Origin of the sequence: Arthrobacter sp. NicSoilB11 (assembly GCF_019977375.1) — a bacterium.
GTDB lineage: Bacteria > Actinomycetota > Actinomycetes > Actinomycetales > Micrococcaceae > Arthrobacter.
On record NZ_AP024657.1, the window covers coordinates 2557699 to 2576572 of the forward strand.

The 18874-nt window shown below is 66.2% G+C and carries 19 protein-coding genes and 1 tRNA gene; 6 read left to right on the forward strand and 14 right to left on the reverse strand.

Annotated elements, in window-relative coordinates; genetic code table 11:
- Positions 1-98 precede the first annotated feature (98 nt).
- The 4 genes from LDO14_RS11890 to LDO14_RS11905 form a co-directional block, all read right to left on the reverse strand.
- Positions 99-174: transfer RNA gene (locus LDO14_RS11890), tRNA-Val, on the reverse strand.
- 104 nt (positions 175-278) lie between these two features.
- Positions 279-1199, reverse strand: a complete 921-nt coding sequence (locus LDO14_RS11895) for an NAD-dependent protein deacetylase (RefSeq protein ID WP_018769521.1) — start codon at positions 1197-1199, stop codon at positions 279-281.
- 6 nt (positions 1200-1205) lie between these two features.
- On the reverse strand, positions 1206-1700 hold the full coding sequence (locus LDO14_RS11900; RefSeq protein WP_223991923.1) for a peroxiredoxin: 495 nt from the start codon (positions 1698-1700) through the stop codon (positions 1206-1208).
- The gene (locus LDO14_RS11905; protein WP_026265808.1) at positions 1697-2116 is read right to left on the reverse strand and encodes a DUF3052 domain-containing protein; all 420 of its coding nucleotides are present in this window, start codon (positions 2114-2116) and stop codon (positions 1697-1699) included. Before LDO14_RS11905 ends, LDO14_RS11900 begins: the two co-directional genes overlap by 4 nt.
- 428 nt (positions 2117-2544) lie before the next feature.
- On the opposite strand from LDO14_RS11905, the gene aceE reads away from it, so the two are divergent.
- The 6 genes from aceE to LDO14_RS11935 all read left to right on the forward strand — a co-directional run bounded on the left by aceE (position 2545) and on the right by LDO14_RS11935 (position 10534).
- On the forward strand, positions 2545-5286 hold the full coding sequence (gene aceE, locus LDO14_RS11910; protein ID WP_223991926.1) for a pyruvate dehydrogenase (acetyl-transferring), homodimeric type: 2742 nt from the start codon (positions 2545-2547) through the stop codon (positions 5284-5286).
- Positions 5287-5477: 191 nt separating this feature from the next.
- Positions 5478-6722 carry a helix-turn-helix domain-containing protein gene (locus LDO14_RS11915; protein WP_018768270.1) on the forward strand — a complete coding sequence of 415 codons (1245 nt, stop codon included), beginning with the start codon at positions 5478-5480 and terminating at the stop codon, positions 6720-6722.
- A gap of 88 nt (positions 6723-6810) precedes the next feature.
- Complete coding sequence (locus LDO14_RS11920) at positions 6811-7740, forward strand: ACP S-malonyltransferase (RefSeq protein ID WP_186447725.1); 930 nt, start codon at positions 6811-6813, stop codon at positions 7738-7740.
- Positions 7737-8798, forward strand: a complete 1062-nt coding sequence (locus tag LDO14_RS11925) for a beta-ketoacyl-ACP synthase III (protein ID WP_056387340.1) — start codon at positions 7737-7739, stop codon at positions 8796-8798. The genes LDO14_RS11920 and LDO14_RS11925 overlap by 4 nt, the downstream gene beginning before the upstream one ends.
- A 77-nt stretch (positions 8799-8875) precedes the next feature.
- Positions 8876-9121, forward strand: coding sequence for an acyl carrier protein (locus LDO14_RS11930; RefSeq protein ID WP_009359314.1), 246 nt, complete (start codon positions 8876-8878; stop codon positions 9119-9121).
- Positions 9122-9298: 177 nt separating this feature from the next.
- Complete coding sequence (locus tag LDO14_RS11935; RefSeq protein ID WP_018768273.1) at positions 9299-10534, forward strand: beta-ketoacyl-[acyl-carrier-protein] synthase II; 1236 nt, start codon at positions 9299-9301, stop codon at positions 10532-10534.
- Between the two features lie 114 nt (positions 10535-10648).
- Here the strand turns inward: LDO14_RS11935 and LDO14_RS11940 are convergent, their stop codons facing one another.
- The 10 genes from LDO14_RS11940 to rplS all read right to left on the reverse strand — a co-directional run bounded on the left by LDO14_RS11940 (position 10649) and on the right by rplS (position 18695).
- Positions 10649-11152 carry a DUF3145 domain-containing protein gene (locus LDO14_RS11940; RefSeq protein WP_026265612.1) on the reverse strand — a complete coding sequence of 168 codons (504 nt, stop codon included), beginning with the start codon at positions 11150-11152 and terminating at the stop codon, positions 10649-10651.
- Positions 11153-11391: 239 nt separating this feature from the next.
- Positions 11392-12318, reverse strand: coding sequence for a tyrosine recombinase XerC (locus LDO14_RS11945; protein ID WP_223991928.1), 927 nt, complete (start codon positions 12316-12318; stop codon positions 11392-11394).
- A 46-nt stretch (positions 12319-12364) separates the two neighbouring features.
- Positions 12365-13552 (reverse strand): DNA-processing protein DprA, encoded by a 1188-nt coding sequence (dprA, locus tag LDO14_RS11950; protein WP_223991931.1) that lies wholly within the window; start codon positions 13550-13552, stop codon positions 12365-12367.
- Positions 13549-15093 carry a YifB family Mg chelatase-like AAA ATPase gene (locus LDO14_RS11955; protein ID WP_223991932.1) on the reverse strand — a complete coding sequence of 515 codons (1545 nt, stop codon included), beginning with the start codon at positions 15091-15093 and terminating at the stop codon, positions 13549-13551. The genes dprA and LDO14_RS11955 overlap by 4 nt, the downstream gene beginning before the upstream one ends.
- Positions 15093-15449 carry a YraN family protein gene (locus tag LDO14_RS11960; protein WP_018768278.1) on the reverse strand — a complete coding sequence of 119 codons (357 nt, stop codon included), beginning with the start codon at positions 15447-15449 and terminating at the stop codon, positions 15093-15095. Before LDO14_RS11960 ends, LDO14_RS11955 begins: the two co-directional genes overlap by 1 nt.
- 108 nt (positions 15450-15557) lie before the next feature.
- A complete protein-coding gene (locus tag LDO14_RS11965; RefSeq protein WP_056335405.1) occupies positions 15558-15884 on the reverse strand; it encodes a DUF2469 domain-containing protein in 327 nt (108 codons plus the stop codon).
- Between the two features lie 48 nt (positions 15885-15932).
- The gene (locus LDO14_RS11970; protein WP_056388162.1) at positions 15933-16688 is read right to left on the reverse strand and encodes a ribonuclease HII; all 756 of its coding nucleotides are present in this window, start codon (positions 16686-16688) and stop codon (positions 15933-15935) included.
- Positions 16689-16738: 50 nt separating this feature from the next.
- Positions 16739-17569: a signal peptidase I gene (gene lepB / locus LDO14_RS11975; RefSeq protein ID WP_056387858.1), complete on the reverse strand. Its 831-nt coding sequence runs from the start codon at positions 17567-17569 to the stop codon at positions 16739-16741.
- Positions 17570-18247 (reverse strand): signal peptidase I, encoded by a 678-nt coding sequence (gene lepB, locus LDO14_RS11980; protein WP_223991934.1) that lies wholly within the window; start codon positions 18245-18247, stop codon positions 17570-17572.
- An 88-nt stretch (positions 18248-18335) separates the two neighbouring features.
- Positions 18336-18695, reverse strand: a complete 360-nt coding sequence (rplS, locus tag LDO14_RS11985; protein ID WP_018768283.1) for a 50S ribosomal protein L19 — start codon at positions 18693-18695, stop codon at positions 18336-18338.
- Positions 18696-18874: the final 179 nt, after the last annotated feature.

Consider the following 18874-nt stretch of genomic DNA (forward strand, 5'->3'; position numbering starts at 1 on the left):
CCTGCAACGTATGGCAAGGGTCCGACAATGACGGCAGGAGGGCGGGCAGCAAAAAACCCGCCGCCCGCCGGTAAGGCGGGGACAGCGGGTTTGTAGTTTGGTGGGTCCTACCGGGATCGAACCGATGACATCCACGGTGTAAACGTGGCGCTCTACCAGCTGAGCTAAAGACCCAAATCAGGCGGTTTCCGGCCGGACTGCCGCAACCAACGAACATAAACTCTACCCGACAGGGGGCCGGAAACGCGAATCCGCGCACCGAACCGCCTGAGGTGTCCCTACAGGGCGGGGAGTTCGGCCGCGAGGTAGCCCAGCGCCTGGCTGACGCCGGCTTCAAGCTTGACGGTCGCCTTGTCATCACCCCGGGTGGCGCCCCTGTTGATGATTACCACCGGCTTGGATTCCTTGGCGGCATGCCGCACAAACCGAAGTCCGCTCATGACCGTCAGGGATGAACCGGCAACCACCAGCGCGGCTGCCCCGTCCACCATGGCGTACGAACGTTCCACCCGGTCCTTGGGCACATTTTCCCCAAAGTAGACGAAGTCCGGCTTCAGGGTACCGCCGCAGGCAGGACAGACCGGCACCACGAAGCTGCTGATGAGGGCCTGGTCCTCCACGGTGGCGTCAGCATCCGGCGCCATCTCCACCAACCCGGACGCCGCTGCCCGTTCCAGGAATCCGGGGTTGAGTTCCTCGAAAACACCGGCCAGGAGGCGCCGGGTGTAGGTCCGCCCGCAGTCGAGGCATATCACCTGGTCATACCGGCCGTGCAGATCGACGACGTTGGAGCTGCCGGCGTCCTGGTGCAGGCGGTCAACGTTCTGGGTAATGAGGCCCGTGAGGTAACCGCGGCGTTCCAGCTCCGCTGCTGAATAGTGGCCCACGTTCGGGTCCGCGTGCCGCATGTGGGACCACCCGATGTGGTTCCGGGCCCAGTAGCGGCGCCGGTTGGCCGCGTCCCGGACAAACTCCTGGTAGGTCATGGGCTGCCGCGGCGGCGAGTCCGGGCCACGGTAGTCCGGAATGCCGGAGTCGGTGCTCAGGCCCGCGCCCGTCAGCAGGGCGAACGGGGCACCGGCAAGCAGGTCGCGGATCCTGGCCAGCACCTCGAGGTCATCGGCTGACAGCGGAGCAGGGGCTACCGGCGGCATGCTGGCAAAGCCGGTAAGGCCCGTCCCCCGCCGATGTTCCGCCATGGTCGATCAGGCCTGTTTCAGATCCGCCAGGGCCGCGCGGTATTCGGCGAAGTCCCGGGCCTGTCCGCGGGGATTCACAACGCTGTAACGGATCCTGCCGTCGGCGTCGATGATGAAGGTGGCGCGCTTGGCCATGCCACTGACGTCGTCGAACACACCGTAAGCACTGGCCACGGCCCCATGCGGCCAGAAGTCGGCAAGGAGGTCGAAGCTGTAGCCTTCCTGCGCCGCATAGGCCCGGAGGCTGAACTTGCTGTCCACGGACACTGCAAGGACCACCGCGTTCGAATCCTCGAATGTGGCCAGGTTGTCCCGTATCTCGCACAGTTCACCCGTGCAGATCCCCGAGAATGCAAACGGGTAGAAGACCAGGGCCACGTTCTGCCCCCGGAAGGATGACAGCGTCACGGGCTCGCCGTACTGGTTGGCAAGCTCGAAGTCGGGCGCTTCCGCGCCCAGTGCAGGAACAGCTGCGGAAGCGGCCTCAACCGCTGACGTCATTTGTTCTTCCTGCTGACAAGGCGGGTTGCACTCCAGTCCTTCGAGACTCCCGCTGAGGTGGTGACGTGCAGGCCGGCGGTGGGTGCGGCTTCCTGGATGTCTGCTGGCGAGACGTAGCCGTCCCTGCCTGACTTGGGGGTGAGGACCCAGACAACACCGTTTTCGCTCAGGGTAGTGAGGGAATCCATCAGGCTGTCCACCAGGTCCCCGTCGCCGTCGCGCCACCACAGGATGACGGCGTCCGCCACCTCATGGTCGTCCTCGTCCAGCAACTCGGAACCGGTGAGGTCCTCAATATCGTCACGCAAGTCGAAATCGACATCGTCGTCGTAACCGAACTCCTGAATCAGATCCCCGTTCTTGAAACCCAATTTTTCCGCCACATTTACCGAAGTGGCGGCGTCGGCCTCGCTCACGTGTTCCTCCAATACCTCATATATGCAGTGTGCATAGTGATTTCCATTACTCCCCAAGCCAACACCCTTTGTGCCTGCGCTTCAAGCTGCCGCCCCCGGGACTGCGCATATTCTGCGTCACATCCGGCTGCAGCCTCCCCGTCACAAGGGCTTTTTGTCACACAACCAGTATGACGAACGAAATACAACCGCAGCACCTGACCCGCGGCTACGCATCGCGTTGCGGTCAGGGCTAGAGTGGCTGGTGACAACTATGGCTGCGGGACGACAACCTTGTGACTCCGTGCAGACATAGGAGCGCTAGGAAGCTGCCCGGCACACATGCCCGGGCTGTTGTAACCGATACGTCGCACACGGCGTATGTACGCCGGGCAGTCACCCTGCCTGGCCTGAGTGCGCCGATTCATGCGCGCAAAGAGAGGTTGGACGTGGCTGCAGGAGAAGATACCTCCCATATCCTCAGCGGGTTGACTAACCAGCTGCCTGATCGTGATCCGGAAGAGACTGCCGAGTGGGTTGAGTCCCTGGATGCGTTGATCAGGGAACAGGGCACCGAGCGTGCCCAATACATCATGCGGAGCCTGCTGCAGCGCGCCGGCGCGCAGAGCGTCGGGGTGCCGATGGTGACCACCACCGATTACGTGAACACGATCCCGGTGGACCAGGAAGCCCAGTTCCCGGGCAACGAGGAGTACGAGCGCCGGTACCGGGCCTACATGCGGTGGAACGCCGCGGTCATGGTCCACCGGGCGCAGCGGCCCGATATCGGCGTCGGCGGGCACATCTCCACCTACGCCGGTGCCGCGACCCTGTACGAGGTCGGGTTCAACCACTTCTTCCGCGGCAAGGACCACCCCGGCGGCGGGGACCAGGTCTTCTTCCAGGGCCACGCCTCCCCCGGCATGTACGCCCGGGCGTTCATGGAAGGACGCCTCTCCGAGGAGGACCTGGACGGGTTCCGGCAGGAAAAGTCCCGCGAGGGCCACGCCCTGTCCTCCTACCCGCATCCGCGCCTGATGCCGCACTTCTGGGAATTCCCCACCGTGTCCATGGGCATCGGCCCGATGAACGCGATCTACCAGGCCCAGAACAACCGGTACCTGCACAACCGTGGCCTGAAAGACACCTCCGACCAGCAGGTCTGGGCGTTCCTGGGCGACGGCGAAATGGACGAACCCGAATCCCGCGGCCTGCTGCAGCTGGCGGCGAACGAAAACCTGGACAACCTGAACTTCGTGATCAACTGCAACCTCCAGCGCCTGGACGGCCCGGTGCGCGGCAACGGCAAGATCATGCAGGAACTCGAAGCGTTCTTCCGCGGCGCGGGCTGGAACGTGATCAAGGTCGTCTGGGGCCGGGAATGGGATGACCTGCTCACCCGCGACACCGACGGGTCCCTGGTGAAAATCATGAACGAAACCGTCGACGGGGACTACCAGACCTACAAAGCCGAATCCGGCGGGTTCGTCCGCGAACACTTCTTCGGCAAAACCCCGCAGACCAAAGACCTCGTCGCGGACCTCACCGACGACCAGATCTGGAACCTCAAACGCGGCGGCCACGACTACCGCAAGGTCTACGCAGCCTACAAAGCCGCCACCGAATTCAAGGGCAAACCCACCGTCATCCTCGCCCACACCGTCAAGGGCTACGGCCTGGGACCGCACTTCGAGGGCCGCAACGCGACCCACCAGATGAAGAAGCTGACCCTGGATGACCTGAAGAAGTTCCGCGACCACCTGCGGATCCCCGTCAGTGACGAACAGCTCGAGAAGGACTCGTACCGGCCGCCGTACTACCACCCCGGTAACGACGCCCCGGAAATCAAGTACATGATGGAGCGCCGCGCTGCCCTGGGCGGAGCCGTCCCGGAACGCCGGAATACCCACGCCGAGATCGTGCTGCCCGACGCGAAGTCCTACGAGGTGGCAAAGCGCGGTTCTGGCAAGCAGCAGGCCGCCACCACCATGGCCTTCGTCCGGCTCCTCAAGGACCTGATGCGGGATAAGAACTTCGGCAAGCACATCGCCCCGATCATCCCCGACGAAGCCCGCACGTTCGGCATGGATGCGTTCTTCCCCACCGCGAAGATCTACAACCCCAAGGGCCAGAACTACCTCTCCGTGGACCGCGACCTGGTCCTGGCCTACAAGGAATCCCCCGCCGGGCAACTGATCCACCCCGGCATCAACGAAGCCGGCGCCGTGGCAGCCTTCACCGCCGCCGGGACCTCCTACGCCACCCACGGCGTGCCCCTGGTCCCGGTCTACGTGTTCTACTCCATGTTCGGCTTCCAGCGCACCGGCGACGCCTTCTGGGCCGCAGCAGACCAAATGACCCGCGGCTTCATCATCGGCGCCACCGCAGGCCGGACCACCCTCACCGGCGAAGGCCTCCAGCACGCCGACGGCCACTCCCCCCTGCTCGCCTCCACCAACCCCGCCGTGCTCACCTACGACCCCGCCTACGGCTACGAAATCGGCCACATCATCCGCTCCGGCCTCGAACGCATGTACGGGCCGGACTCAACGGACAAGAACGTCATGTACTACCTCACCGTGTACAACGAACCCATCGTCCAGCCCGCCGAACCCGAAAACCTCGACATCGAAGGCGTCATCAAGGGCATCTACCTGCTCGCACCGGCAAAGATCGACGGCCCCCGCACCCAGATCCTCGCCTCCGGCGTCTCCGTGCCCTGGGCCATCGAAGCCCAGCGCGTCCTGGCCGACGACTGGAACGTCTCCGCCGACGTCTGGTCCGTCACCTCCTGGAACGAACTGCGCCGCGACGGCCTCGCCGCCGAAGAAGAAGCCTTCCTCAACCCCGGCCAACCCGCCCGCACCCCGTTCGTCACCCAGCAACTCGAAGGCGCCACCGGCCCCATCGTCGCCGTCTCCGACTACATGAAAGCCGTCCCCGACCAGATCCGGCAGTTCGTCCCCAACGAATTCGCCACCCTCGGCGCCGACGGCTTCGGCTTCTCCGACACCCGCGCAGCAGCCCGCCGCTACTTCAAGAACGACACCCACTCCATCGTGGTGCGTGCCCTTGAAATGCTGGCGCGCCGTGGCGAGGTGGATGTTGACGCCCCGGTCAAGGCCATCGAGAAGTACAAGCTGCTCAACGTCAATGCCGGCACCACCGGCAATGCCGGAGGCGAAGCCTAGCCTTCCGGCTGGACAGCGTATCAAGCAGCATCACGACGACGGCGGCCCCCACCTACCAAGGTGGGGGCCGCCGTCGTCGTGTCTGTAGTGTGCGGCACCGGACGGGGCCGGACGTCTTGTGATCCGTGACAAGGCGGATTGTAGCCTTCGCACAAATGGAGCTTGCGCGACGGTGGCCGTATGCTCAAAGAATGCCAGCACCAGCCAGCCCGTCCTCCAAGCGGAAACCGACCCCGCCGAAGGTCACGCCGGAGAAGTCCGAAACCCTCAAGCAGCTCCGCGCCAACGTCGGCCAGCTCTCTACCAGCACCATGCGCAAGCTGGAGCAGTCGCTCCCCTGGTACAGCCGGCTCAGTGCGGATGAGCGGTCGGCACTGGGAATGGTGGCACAGAACGGCATCGCCGCTTTCGTGACCTGGTACGAACGGCCGAGCTCGCCGTCGTGGATCCTCACGGATGTCTTTGGGACAGCCCCCACGGAACTCACGCGGTCGATCAGCCTGCAGAAGGCGTTGCAGCTGATCAGGATCGTGGTGGAGGTGGTGGAGGACCAGGTTCCGGTCATCGCGCCGGAAGCCGACCAGCCGTCCCTGCGCGAAGCAGTCCTGCGCTATTCGCGGGAGGTGGCCTTCGCCGCCGCCGACGTGTACGCCCGCGCTGCCGAATCCCGCGGCTCCTGGGATACCCGGTTGGAAGCCCTGATCGTGGATGCGATCCTCCGCGGCGAAAACACGGACGCCCTGCGCTCACGCATCGCAGCGCTTGGCTGGAAGGCGCAGGAGAGGTTCACCGTGATGGTGGGCAATTCGCCCTCCGAACCCAGCGCCAGCTACGTCAGCGAGTTGCGGCGGATGGCCGGGCGCTATGCCGAGGACGCGCTGGTGGGCATCCAGGGCGACCGGCTGATCCTCATCCTTGGCGGCGTGCAGGACCGCGAAACAGCCTATGTGAAGCTCAGCGACATGTTCGCCCCCGGACCCGTGGTTTACGGGCCCGAGGCCAGCTCGCTGCTGGAAGCCAGCGGTTCCGCGCAGTCGGCCTTTGCGGGGCTGACCGCCGCGCGCGCCTGGCCCTCCGCTCCGCGGCCGGTAGCCGCGGACGACCTTCTGCCCGAACGCGTTATTTCCGGCGATGATGCGGCGCGCCGCTCGCTGGTGAAGAACATTTACCGGCCCCTCCTGGCGGCGTCCAACGGCCTGGTGGAAACGCTGGGAACGTACCTGGAACTGGGCCACTCGCTGGAGGCGACAGCCCGGGAACTCTTCGTCCACGCCAATACTGTTCGGTACCGGCTGAAGCGCGTCTGCGACGTCACAGGCTGGGATCCGTTGCTGCCGCGGGAGGCGTTCGTCCTGCAGGCCGCGCTGGTGGTGGGCCGGCTGTCGGCCCCGCCCAAGGCCGCCACGGAGCGGCAACCGTCCCGTAACCAGTCGTGAGGCATTGTAGACTTCCTACAACCTGACCCCGTGAGCTTGGTGCGGTGAAACACCGCTGGATCACACAGTAATTTGGAAAGCTGGTTACGTGCTTGCAATAGTCTGCCCTGGACAGGGCTCACAGACCCCGGGTTTTCTGGCCCCCTGGCTGGAACTTCCCTCGGTGGCAGGCCAGCTGGCCTCCCTGAGTGACATCGCAGGCATTGACCTGATAGCCCACGGGACCACCTCCGACGAGGAAACCATCAAGGACACTGCGGTTGCGCAGCCCCTGATCGTTGCCGCGGGGCTGGTCACCGCCGCCTCCCTCTTCGATGTCGAACTCAACTCCCTTCCGGTGATCCTCGCGGGCCACTCCGTGGGTGAAATCACCGCCTCCGCCCTGGCTGGAGTGCTGACGGAGCAGGAAGCCATGACCTTCGTCCGCGAACGCGCCAACAGCATGGCCGCCGCGGCAGCCGTCACCCCCACAGGCATGAGCGCCGTCGTAGGCGGTGACCCGGCCGAGGTGCTGGCAGCCATCGAGGCGGCCGGCGCCGCCCCCGCCAACGTCAACGGGGCAGGCCAGACAGTGGCGGCCGGAACCTTTGAACAGCTGAAGGCCCTGGCCGAGAACCCTCCCGCCAAGGCCCGCGTCATCCCGCTCAAGGTGGCCGGCGCCTTCCACACCAGCCATATGTCGCCCGCTGTCAGCGCGCTTGAGAAACTGAAGCCGCAGCTGAACCCGGTGGCGCCCAAGGTGCCGCTGCTGTCGAATTTCGACGGCGGTGAAGTCACGGACGGTGATGCCGCCGTCGAAAGCCTGATTGCCCAGGTGTCCCGCCCGGTCCGGTGGGACCTCTGCATGGAGAGCATGGTCAAGCGCGGTGTGACCGGCGTGATCGAACTCGCCCCTGCCGGCACGCTGGCCGGACTGGCCAAGCGCGGCATGCCCGGCGTCAAGACCGTTGCGGTGAAGACTCCTGATGACCTCTCCGCGGCCCTGGCGCTCTTTGCAGAACTGGAGGGCAACGCATGAGCGTTCCCACACTGAAACAGGTTCCCATCCACGAGCACAGCCGCATCCTTGGCCTGGGGGCCTACCGGCCGGACGTCATCGTCACCAACGAGGACGTGTGCCAGTGGATTGATTCCTCGGACGAGTGGATCCGCCAGCGCACCGGCATCGTCACCCGCCACCGCGCGGCTGCCGACGTCAGCGTGATCGACATGGCAGAGGGCGCTGCCCGCGAAGCCATGGAGAAGGCCGGTATTGACGCCTCGGAGCTCGGGGCCGTCATTGTTTCCACCGTGACACACCCCTACGCGACGCCTTCCGCCGCAGCCAGCCTGGCCGACAGGATCGGCGCCACGCCCGCACCTGCCTTTGATATTTCCGCCGCTTGCGCCGGCTACTGCTACGGGATTGCCCAGGCCGACGCCCTGGTCCGCTCCGGTACCGCAAAGTATGTCCTGGTGGTGGGGGCCGAAAAGCTTTCCGACGTCATCGACAACCGGGAACGCACCATCTCCTTCCTGCTCGGTGATGGTGCCGGCGCCGTCGTGATCGGCCCCTCCGACACCCCGGGCATCGCCCCCTCGGTATGGGGCTCAGACGGCAGCAAGTGGGACGCCATTGGCATGACCCGCTCCCTGCTTGACGTCCGCGACCTCGGCCTCGCCGCCCGGCAGTCCGACTCCACGGGCGACCTCGCCCTCCTGGAGGAAGCCCAGGAGCTCTATCCCACCCTCCGCCAGGACGGCCAGACGGTGTTCCGCTGGGCGGTGTGGGAAATGGCCAAGGTGGCCCAGCAGGCACTCGATGCTGCCGGCATCCAGGCTGAAGACCTGGTTGCCTTCATCCCCCACCAGGCCAACATGCGCATCATCGACGAGATGGTGAAGAAGCTGAAGCTGCCCGAGACGGTTACAGTGGCACGGGACATTGCCGAGGCCGGCAACACGTCCGCTGCCTCGATCCCGCTGGCAACGCACCGGCTCCTGCAGGAGAACCCCGGACTGAGCGGCGGGCTGGCCCTGCAGATCGGTTTCGGTGCCGGGCTGGTCTTCGGCGCACAGGTAGTTGTCCTTCCCTAGATACGCCCAAGGGTCGCAACCGCGGCCCGGACCGTTTCCGGCAGTCCCTGCCGGCAATACAAGAAAAGGAGCCACCAATGGCTAGCAACGAAGAGATCCTGGCCGGCTTGGCTGAAATCGTCAACGAGGAAACCGGCCTGGCCCCGGAGGCCGTCGAGTTGGACAAGTCCTTCACCGAGGACCTGGACATCGACTCCATCTCCATGATGACCATCGTGGTCAACGCCGAGGAAAAGTTCGGCGTCCGCATCCCGGACGAAGAGGTCAAGAACCTCAAGACTGTTGGCGACGCCGTCAGCTTCATCGCCGGAGCACAGGCCTAGCCAAGGGCTTTCGCCGTCCTACGGCTTGGCGGGGCTGCCGGTCCGGACTGACCGGACCGGCAGCCCGCCGCATTTATCCGGCACAGTACCCCCCGACCGGGACTGGCCGATCATCAAACTGTGCGGGACCCTGCGGCAGCCGCAGGCGGATACCCCCACCGACGAAAGAGTGATCCCATGACACGCAAAGTAGTCATTACCGGTCTGGGCGCCACTACGCCCATCGGCGGCGATGTGCCCACAATGTGGAGCAACGCCCTCAAGGGGGTCTCCGGTGCCCGCACCCTGGAGGACGACTGGGTAGCCAAGTACGAACTCCCTGTCCACTTCGCCGCACGGTGCAGCACGCCGGCCCTTGATGTCCTCAGCCGCGTCGAGGCCAAGCGGATGGACCCGTCCACCCAGTTCGGCGTCATCGCTGCACGGGAAGCCTGGGCCGATTCGGGCATCACGGAATTCGACCAGGACCGGCTGGCTGTTGCCTTTGCCACCGGCATCGGTGGCGTCTGGACGCTGCTGGACGCCTGGGACACCCTGAAGGAAAAGGGCCCGCGCCGCGTCCTGCCCATGACGGTGCCCATGCTCATGCCCAATGGTGTTGCCGCGGCCGTGAGCCTGGACCTCGGTGCCCGCGCCGGCGCCCACACCCCCGTCTCCGCCTGCGCCTCCGGCACGGAGGCCATGCACCTTGGCCTGGAGCTCATCCGCTCGGGCAAGGCCGACGTCGTCATGTGCGGCGGCGCCGAGGCAGCCATCCACCCCATGCCGCTGGCAGCATTTGCCTCAATGCAGGCCCTGTCCCGCCGGAACGATGATCCCCAGGGCGCCTCACGCCCGTACGACACCGGCCGTGACGGCTTCGTCATGGGCGAAGGTGCCGGCGCCCTGGTCCTCGAGGCCGAGGAACACGCCCTGGCCCGCGGAGCCCGCATCTATGCCGAGCTCGCCGGTACGTCCGTCACCGCTGACGCCTACCACATCACTGCCCCGGATCCCCAGGGGCTTGGTGCCACCCGCGCTCTGAAGGCGGCCATGTTCGACGGCCGGATCCAGGCTGAGGACGTGGTTCACGTCAACGCCCACGCCACCTCCACCCCTGTCGGCGACAAGCCCGAGTACACGGCCCTGCGTGCTGCCCTGGGCAGCCACGTGGACGACGTGGCGGTCTCTGCCACCAAGTCGCAGATGGGCCACCTCCTGGGCGCTTCGGGGGCGGTTGAGGCTGTCCTCACCGTACTGGCCGTCCATGACCGCAAGGCGCCGGTGACCATCAACCTGGAAAACCAGGATCCGGAGATCCCGCTCGACGTGGTCACCTCCGCCCGCGACCTCCCTGCAGGGAACATCGTGGCACTGAGCAACTCCTTTGGCTTCGGCGGCCACAACGCCGTCGTGGCTATCCGCAGCATCTAGGCGCTGCCCGGGGAAGTCGCCCCGGACGGCAAAGGAGGCCCCGCCGCTTGGCGGGGCCTCCTTTGCGCTATGGAGGTGTTGTGGTGTCGTCGAGGTAAAAGTGGACGACGGCGGTCAGCCCACCTGGTGCAGCCAGCGGACGGGAGCGCCTTCGGCAGCGTGGCGGAACGGTTCAAGTTCTTCGTCCCACGCCTCGCCGAGGGCGAGGGACAGCTCGTGGTAGACGGCGGCGGGGTCGCCGGCTCCGGACTCGTAGGCGTACCGGATGCGGTCCTCGGACACCATGATGTTGCCGTGGACGTCTGTGACGGCATGAAAGATCCCCAGTTCGGGGGTGTGCGACCACCGGCCACCATCCACGCCCTGGCTGGGCTCCTCCGTCACCTCATAGCGGAGATGCGCCCAACCGCGCAGGCAGGACGCCAGTTTCGATCCCGTTCCGGGGGTTCCGGTCCAGGACAGTTCGGCCCGGAACATTCCGGGCGCAGCAGGCTGCGGGGTCCACTCAAGGTCCGTCCGCTTGTCCACCACGGCGCCGACTGCCCACTCAACGTGGGGGCACAGCGCCGTAGGGGCCGAGTGAACGAACAGCACACCGCGGGTCATTGCAACAGACATTCCATCCTCCATAGCTCTAGGTACGTCTTCCCCAACGACCTCGGCCTGGATGGAACTGCTGCGCCCTGCACTGCGGCGATGGTTCCCTGCCTGTATTCAGATGTATCAGATTAAGCTGTGTCCGGGCTTGCCGCGCGGTCCGAAGCCGTGAGAGCTTCAAGCCGCACTTGAAAGTTGCCGGACGTGACTCTTATTGTGCCGTACGCCATTGAATTACGCCAGTGCGATTACCTCGGCGATCAGGCCCTGGGATGCGCCTGCTGGTAACTCTTCCGGAGCCGGTCAACCGAAACGTGTGTGTAGATCTGGGTGGTGGCCAGGCTGCTGTGGCCAAGAATCTCCTGCACTGCCCGGAGGTCCGCGCCGCCGTCGAGCAGATGAGTGGCCGCCGAGTGGCGCAGGGCGTGGGGCCCGGACGCGGAGGTATCACCGAGCGCCTCAAACAGGGCGTTGACCAGGGCGCGCACCTGCCGCTGGTCGACCCGTCCACCGCGGGCACCGAGGAAGAGGGCGGGCCCGCTGGTGTCCTTCACCAGTCCCGGGCGCCCGCGCCGGAGCCAGTCGTCCACGGCCACCGCGGCCGGGACTCCAAACGGAACCGTGCGTTCCTTGTTGCCCTTGCCGATGACCCGCAGCGTCCGGCGGTCCGGGTCAAGGTCGTCGACGTCCAGTCCGGCGAGTTCGCCTACCCGGATACCTGTGGCGTAAAGGAGTTCCACGATGGCGCGGTTGCGTACAGCCAGCGGTTCGCCTTCCGCGGCCGCCCTTTCCAGGCCATCCAGTATGCGCGCGAGCTGGGAGGCCTGCAGGACCCCCGGCAGGGACCCCTCGCGTTTGGGTGCCTTCAGCCGCAGGGCCGGGTCTGCGGTGATGAGTTCCTCCCGTACGGCCCAGGCGGTGAAGGCCCGTGCCGTGGCAGACCGGCGTGCCAGCGTCGCCCGCGAGGCGCCCGCCGAACTTTGGCTGCCAAGCCAGCGGCGGAATGTCCCCAGTTCAAGCTCCTTCAGCCCTGCCACGCCTTCCGATGCAGCATGGGCCAGGAGGCTGCGCAGGTCGCCCAGGTACGCACGCATGGTATGGGCGGACATCCCGCGCTCCCCTGACAGGTACCCGGCGAACGCGTCCAGTGCCTTGGCCAGTTCCCCGGGCAGTTCTTCATTGTCCACTCCTCTACTTTCCCAGTTGCCCGGCCGGTACCGCCGGTGGACACGGTCATGCCTTGCCGCGTTTCCAGCCGCCCCGCTCCGATACGGCGAGTCCCAGCAGCCCCAGCCTCCCAAGTCCTGCCCGGACGGAGTCCTGGCCAAGCCCGGCCACGGCTGAGAGCTTTTCCACGGACGCAGTGGAGCGGAGCGGAAGCGCGTCCAGCAGGATCAGGTCCTCCAGGGTCAGCCCGTCCTGCACTGCAACGTCTGCGGTGGGCTGATCGGGAAGGGCAGCTCCACTCGGCGAGGCGAGTTCGGCCACTTCAGCCGCGTCGGTGACGCAGACGGCTCCCCCGTCCCGGAGGAGTCGGTGGCAACCGGCGGAGTTGGCACTGTGGACGGATCCGGGTACGGCCCCGACGGCTCGGCCCAGGGTCTCTGCGTGATGGGCGGTATTAAGCGCCCCAGACCGCCAGCGCGCCTCCACCACCACTGTCACCGCGGAGAGGGCAGCAATGAGGCGGTTCCTCTGGAGGAAGCGGTAGCGGGTAGGGGCCGACCCCGGTGGTACCTCGGCCAGCACCGCACCCTGGTTTGCCACGGCCCGCAGCAGGTCGTCATTACCGGATGGATAGAAGCGGTCCACTCCCCCGGCCATGACGGCGATGGTGGGGACGGCGGAGGAACTGCCGGCGAGGGCGGCTCTGTGGGCATGAGCGTCGATACCGTAAGCTCCGCCGGAGACCACCGTGAAACCCCGCTGCGCCAGCGAGTAAGCGATGTCCCCTGTCACGGACGCACCATAGCTGGTGCTGTCCCGCGATCCCACGAGGGCGATGGATTTGTCCGCACCCGGCAACGGTTGTTCCTGCCCGCGCCACCAAAGGCAGATGGGCTCCTGGATTCCCAAGTCGGCAAGTTGGGCCGGCCACAGCTCATCACCGGGAATGATGAGGCGTCCGCCGAGCCGGGCCATAGTGGCCAGGTCGCGTTCGGGCGCAAGGTCGGGCAGCCGTGGCCGCCAACGCTTCAACGCGGCTGCCAGTCCGGCCCAACTGCCGGCAGCCCCGCTGTCAGCCAGCAGCGATGTCATCCCGCGCTCCAGGTCGGGCCCGGGTGCCACCTCACCGGCAGCGATGCGCAGCGCGTCCGTTGCCCCTGCCATCTGGACAAGGGCCAGGCCCGCGGTGTCCTGGGGCTCCATGAGCCGTGACAGGGCGGCCCGGGCCAGCCGTTCGGCATCCCTGGGTGTCATGCCGCGGCCGCCGAAGCCTGCCGCAGGCCCAGGGCCTGTCCGATGTCGTTCGGGTCCGGCGTATCGCGGTGCCCCAGGTCCGCCAGCGTCCACGCGAGCCGAAGGACACGGTCATACCCGCGGGCGGTAAGTACCCCCCGCTCCAGGGACTGGTCAAGGATCCGGGTCGCGGCCGCGGGGAGACGCAGTTCACCGCGGAGGATGCGCCCCGGCACCTGGGAATTGGTCTCCAGGCCGAAGCACCGTAACCGTTCCGCCTGCCGGGCACGCGCGTCCAGGACCCGGCCTGCCACTGATGCAGTGCCCTCTTCCGCGCCCGCTTGGCCAAACTCGGCCAGGGATACGCGCTCCACCTGCAGTTGGATGTCCACCCGGTCCAGCAGGGGCCCGGACATCCTGGCCAGATAGCGGCGGCGCATCACGGGTGTGCAGGTGCAGTCCAGCCCCTTGCCCGATGCCTTGCCGCAGGGGCAGGGGTTGGCGGCGAGCACCAGCTGGAAACGGGCCGGATAGGCGGCTGTTCCGGCTGACCGGTGGATAACCAGCTCCCCGCTCTCCAGCGGCTGCCGCAGCGCGTCCAGGACACGCCGCTCGTACTCCGGTGCCTCATCCAGGAAAAGCACGCCCCGGTGGGCACGTGATGCTGCCCCCGGCCGGGGCAGGCCGGTCCCGCCGCCGATGATGGCGGCAGCGGTGGCTGAGTGGTGCGGGTTCTCGAACGGCGGCCGGCGCAGGAGCTGTACCGAGGATGCGGGCAGGCCGCACAGCGAGTGGATGGCCGTGACTTCCATGGACTCGTGGTCGCCAAGGTCCGGCAGGAGGCCCGGCAGCCGCTCCGCCAGCATGGTCTTGCCGGCTCCTGGCGGCCCGGTGAGGAGCAGATGATGGGCGCCCGCCGCCGCCACTTCCAGAGCCCTGCGGGCTTCGCCCTGCCCGGAGACGTCTGCCATGTCGGGACACGGGCCGGGAAGCGCCTGGCCGTCACCGGCGTCATCGGCCTCGTCCGGTTCGAAGTCCAGGGCAAGTTCCTGGGGGTCCGCCCCAAAGTCGAGGGCAAGCCGGGCAAGCGTGTGGTACCCGCGCACCTTGGCTCCGGGGACCAGGGAGGCCTCGGCGAGGTTGGCCTGGGCCACCACGATCTCCGGATACCCGGCCTGCACCGACGCCATGACCGCCGGCAGGATTCCCCGCACCGGCCGCAGCCTCCCGTCGAGCCCCAGCTCGGCGATAAAGACTGTGCGCCCCGTGGGCTTGATGTCGTTCGCTGCCCGGAGGACGGCCATGGTGACGGCGAGATCGAAGCCGGAGCCTCGTTTCGGCAGTGAGGCAGGAATGAGGTTTGCGGTGATCTTCCTTCGGCTGAGCGGGATCCCGGAGTTCTTCGCGGCTGAGCGGATGCGCTCCTTGGCTTCGTTGAGGGAAGCGTCCGGCAGCCCAAGAATGACGAAGGCCGGGAGCGTCTGGCCGATGTCAGCCTCGACTTCCACCATGTAGCCGTTGAGCCCGACGAGGGCGATGGAGTAGGTGCGCCCGAGGGACATTACCCCACCCCCTTGAGGTGTTCGACCACGGGTTCCCCGCCGCCGTCGTCCACGACGGCTATGACGTCCACGCGGCGCAGCGGCATCCGCAGTTCGCGGTCACGGCACCAGGCAGCAGCGAGGCGGTGCAGCCGGGCCAGCTTTTCCGGACCGACGGCTTCAAACGGATGGCCGTAGTCGAGCGAACGGCGGGTTTTGACTTCGGCGATCACCAGCGCATCGCCGTCGAGGGCGACGATATCAATCTCGCCCCCGGCGCACCGCCAGTTGCGCTCCACCACCAGCATGCCCAGCGCTTCAAGATAGCCCACGGCAAGGTCTTCGCCCCGCCGGCCCAACAGGTCTTTGGATTTCATGTGTACCTCCGCAACCAGCCTGGAGGCGAAGGGCCGCGGAAGACAGAAGGCCCCTGCCGTATGTGGACAGGGGCCGGTGTGGAGGGGAAGTCAGGGTACCGCGGGACCCTAGTTGCCCAGGTCTACATCCTTGGGCAGGGCCAGTTCCTCGTTGCGGGGCAGTTCCTCCACGTTCACGTCCTTGAAGGTCAGGACCCTGACGCTTTTGACGAACCGTGCCGAGCGGTAGACATCCCATACCCAGGCGTCCTGGAGGGTCAGGTCGAAATAGACCTCACCATCGGCGCTGCGGGCCTGGAGGTCCACATGATTGGCCAGGTAAAAGCGCCGTTCGGTCTCGACAACGTAGCTGAAGAGGCCGACCACGTCGCGGTATTCACGATAGAGCTGAAGCTCCATGTCGGTTTCATAGTTCTCAAGATCCTCAGCACTCATGCTTCCATCTTGCACCATGTCCGGCACGGGTGCCGCGGGTGGCGGGGGTCAGTCTTCGTACGGCTCGTCCCCGTCGGGCACCTCGGCGTCCTGCAGTTCCCCGCCAAGCAGCCGCCAGCTTACCCTGTGGTACGGTGTGGGCCCGGCGGCGCGTAGGACGTTCCGATGGGCTGCCGTGGCATATCCCTTGTTGATGTCCCAGCCGTAATCGGGATATTCGGTGTGCAGTTCCCGCATCATCCGGTCCCGTTCCACCTTGGCAATAACACTTGCGGCCGCGACGCTGAGGCACTGCATGTCCGCCTTGACCTTGGTATGGACCGGGGCTTCACACGCGGCCTCCAGCACGGGCTGGTCGAACAGGGACAGCTGGCCTGCCGGGGAAAGCCAGTTGTGGCTTCCATCAAGCAGCACAGCCTCCGGGATGATGCCGGCGCTGATGATGCTGTTCCACGCGCGGGTTCCCGCCAGCCGAAGGGCAGCGATGATGCCGAGTGAATCTATCTCGCCGGCGGAAGCGTGTCCCACCGCCGATGCGATGCTCCACCGGCGCACCAGGGGATCCAGCCGTTCCCGTTCCGCAGGGCTCAGGAGTTTGCTGTCCCGCACGCCTGCAAGCGGCTTCTGGCGTTCCAGGTCAACGACGGCGATTCCCACGCTGACAGGACCGGCGAGGGCACCCCGGCCAACCTCATCCACCCCGGCAAGCAGGCGCACCCCCTGGGCCTTGAAGGTACGCTCGTGCCGCAGCGTGGGCGCCTTGGCTCCGCGTGCTGCCGGTTTTGAGCCGGAGCGCGCCTTCACTGCCGGGGTAGTCTGCACTGCTGGGGACGCCTGCACTGCTGAAGGCACGGTCAGTGGGCCGCCGGGACGCTGCGGAACACGTCCGGGTAGTTGTCCAGGGTCTTGATCCTGTTCAGCGGCCAGGCGATGACCGCGGCCTTGCCTTCGAGGTCCTTGAGATTGATGAATCCGCCGTCAGTCTCCATGTGCGCACGGGAATCGGCAGAGTGGTTCCGGTTGTCACCCATCACCCACACCTTGCCTTCCGGTACGGTGACGTCAAAGTTGCGGATCTGCGGGACTTCCGCGGGATTGATGTAGGTCTCGTCAATCGCGGTCCCGTTAATGGTCAGTTTACCGCCGGCGTCACAGCAGACAACGTGGTCGCCCGGGAGCCCGATGACACGCTTGACCAGGTGCTGTTCGGAGTTGTCGGGCAGGAGGCCTACGAACGTCAGGCCGTCCTGGACCCAGGTGAACGGTCCCTGTGCCTTGGCCGGGGCCGGCGGCAGCCAGCCCTTGGTGTCACGGAATACCACCACGTCGCCGCGGCTGAGCGCGAAGGGCTCCGGCACCAGGAGGTTCACGAAGATCCGGTCATCCACGTCGAGGGTGTTCACCATGGATTCCGAGGGAATGAAGAATGCCCGGAACAGGAAGGTCTTGATAAGGAAGGACAGCACCACGGCGATGACCACCACCGTGGCGATTTCCCTGAGCCAGCCGAGCACGGGATTGCCGCCGGACTTGGCGGCCGCTGCCTTCGACGCCGTCCTGTGCCGCCGATGGACGGGGGCGGCGGTTTCCGGGGTGTCGCCGGGTACGGAGGGAACTGGAACGGTGGGCGTTTCTGATGCGCCGTCATGGCGCGGTTCAGGTTTCCGCGCGTGATTCTCGGGCATTTACCGTCCGTTCTGTGTTGTCGGCCCCGCTGCGGGCGGCCGTGCTACTGGAGCAAATCTATCAAGCGGCCAAAGGATCTGGACCGGCCGGCCAATCACCCTGTCCAGCGGAACCAGTCCGCCGCCGGGAGCACCGAGCAGGCTGCGGGAGTCAGCGGACACCGAGCGGTGGTCCCCCATCAGCCAAAGCCTGCCCTCCGGAACCGCGGTGCTGAACTTCTGCGTGCTCGGCGCGTCGCCGGGAAAAATGTAGGGCTCATCCATGGGAGTGCCGTTGACGGTGACCTTGCCGCCGGCGTCACAGCAGGCCACCGTGTCGCCGGGAAGGCCGATGACCCGTTTGACGTAGGTTGTGTCGCTGCCGGTCAGGCCGAGCCACTGCATGGCGGCAGCGGCTGCGTCCGGCAGCGGACCCTTGCCGCTGTTCAACGGTGCAAAGCTGCCACGGCCATCGAAGACAACGACGTCCCCGTGCCGGATGGGTTCGGACTGGAAGTCCGTGCGTGACACCAGGATCCGGTCCCCGCCCTGCAGGAGCGGCTCCATGGAATCCGAAGGGATGAAGTAGACGTCAAGCCACAGGGACCGGACCACTCCGCTGATGGCCACCGCGAGGAGCAGGGCCAGTAAAACAAAACGCCAGCCCATTTTGCGGGGCTGGCGTTTTGTCTGGTGCATGGTCCGTATCCTGGCGCTGGTGCATTGCTCCGGCGCATGCCGGGTACGGCCGCGCTCCAGCCTGGCCGTAAGTCCGGGCAGAACTTACTTACTTGGCGGAGCTGAAGTCGCGCTTTTCCTTGATCTTCGCGGCCTTGCCACGCAGTGCACGCATGTAGTACAGCTTGGCGCGGCGGACGTCACCCTTGGTGACAACCTCGATCTTTTCGATGATCGGGGAGTGCACCGGGAAGGTACGCTCCACGCCGACACCGAAGGAGACCTTGCGAACGGTGAAGGTTTCGCGCACGCCGTCGCCCTGGCGGCCCAGGACGAAGCCCTGGAAGACCTGGACACGGGTGTTCTTGCCTTCGATGATGTTCACGTGCACCTTGAGCGTGTCGCCGGCGCGGAACTCGGGAACATCGTTGCGCAGCGAGGCTGCATCGACGGAATCGAGAATATGCATGATTGCACTCCTGGTGAACGCCACAGGTCATTCACTTTGGGTCACGGCGGGCAAGTCCGGCTGCCGGAAGGCAGGCCGGGTCTCACCGCCGAAGTAAAATAGTCCGGCCGCTTCAAGGGTTGATGGGGCCGGTTGTCCGGCTGTTGGCCGCGCTACCCCCTGTGGCAGGTGCGGACCCA

Bases quoted from the DNA above. Each gene is read 5' to 3' on its own strand.
- LDO14_RS11955 (WP_223991932.1), bottom strand. From the start codon at position 15,093: ATGTCCCTCGGGCGCACCTACTCCATCGCCCTCGTCGGGCTCAACGGC.
- LDO14_RS11930 (WP_009359314.1), top strand. From the start codon at position 8,876: ATGGCTAGCAACGAAGAGATCCTGGCCGGCTTGGCTGAAATCGTCAAC.
- LDO14_RS11965 (WP_056335405.1), bottom strand. From the start codon at position 15,884: ATGAGTGCTGAGGATCTTGAGAACTATGAAACCGACATGGAGCTTCAG.
- LDO14_RS11925 (WP_056387340.1), top strand. From the start codon at position 7,737: ATGAGCGTTCCCACACTGAAACAGGTTCCCATCCACGAGCACAGCCGC.
- LDO14_RS11895 (WP_018769521.1), bottom strand. From the start codon at position 1,199: ATGGCGGAACATCGGCGGGGGACGGGCCTTACCGGCTTTGCCAGCATG.
- LDO14_RS11900 (WP_223991923.1), bottom strand. From the start codon at position 1,700: ATGACGTCAGCGGTTGAGGCCGCTTCCGCAGCTGTTCCTGCACTGGGC.
- LDO14_RS11940 (WP_026265612.1), bottom strand. From the start codon at position 11,152: ATGTCTGTTGCAATGACCCGCGGTGTGCTGTTCGTTCACTCGGCCCCT.
- lepB (WP_223991934.1), bottom strand. From the start codon at position 18,247: ATGCACCAGACAAAACGCCAGCCCCGCAAAATGGGCTGGCGTTTTGTT.
- LDO14_RS11935 (WP_018768273.1), top strand. From the start codon at position 9,299: ATGACACGCAAAGTAGTCATTACCGGTCTGGGCGCCACTACGCCCATC.
- LDO14_RS11915 (WP_018768270.1), top strand. From the start codon at position 5,478: ATGCCAGCACCAGCCAGCCCGTCCTCCAAGCGGAAACCGACCCCGCCG.
- lepB (WP_056387858.1), bottom strand. From the start codon at position 17,569: ATGCCCGAGAATCACGCGCGGAAACCTGAACCGCGCCATGACGGCGCA.
- rplS (WP_018768283.1), bottom strand. From the start codon at position 18,695: ATGCATATTCTCGATTCCGTCGATGCAGCCTCGCTGCGCAACGATGTT.
- dprA (WP_223991931.1), bottom strand. From the start codon at position 13,552: ATGACACCCAGGGATGCCGAACGGCTGGCCCGGGCCGCCCTGTCACGG.
- LDO14_RS11960 (WP_018768278.1), bottom strand. From the start codon at position 15,449: ATGAAATCCAAAGACCTGTTGGGCCGGCGGGGCGAAGACCTTGCCGTG.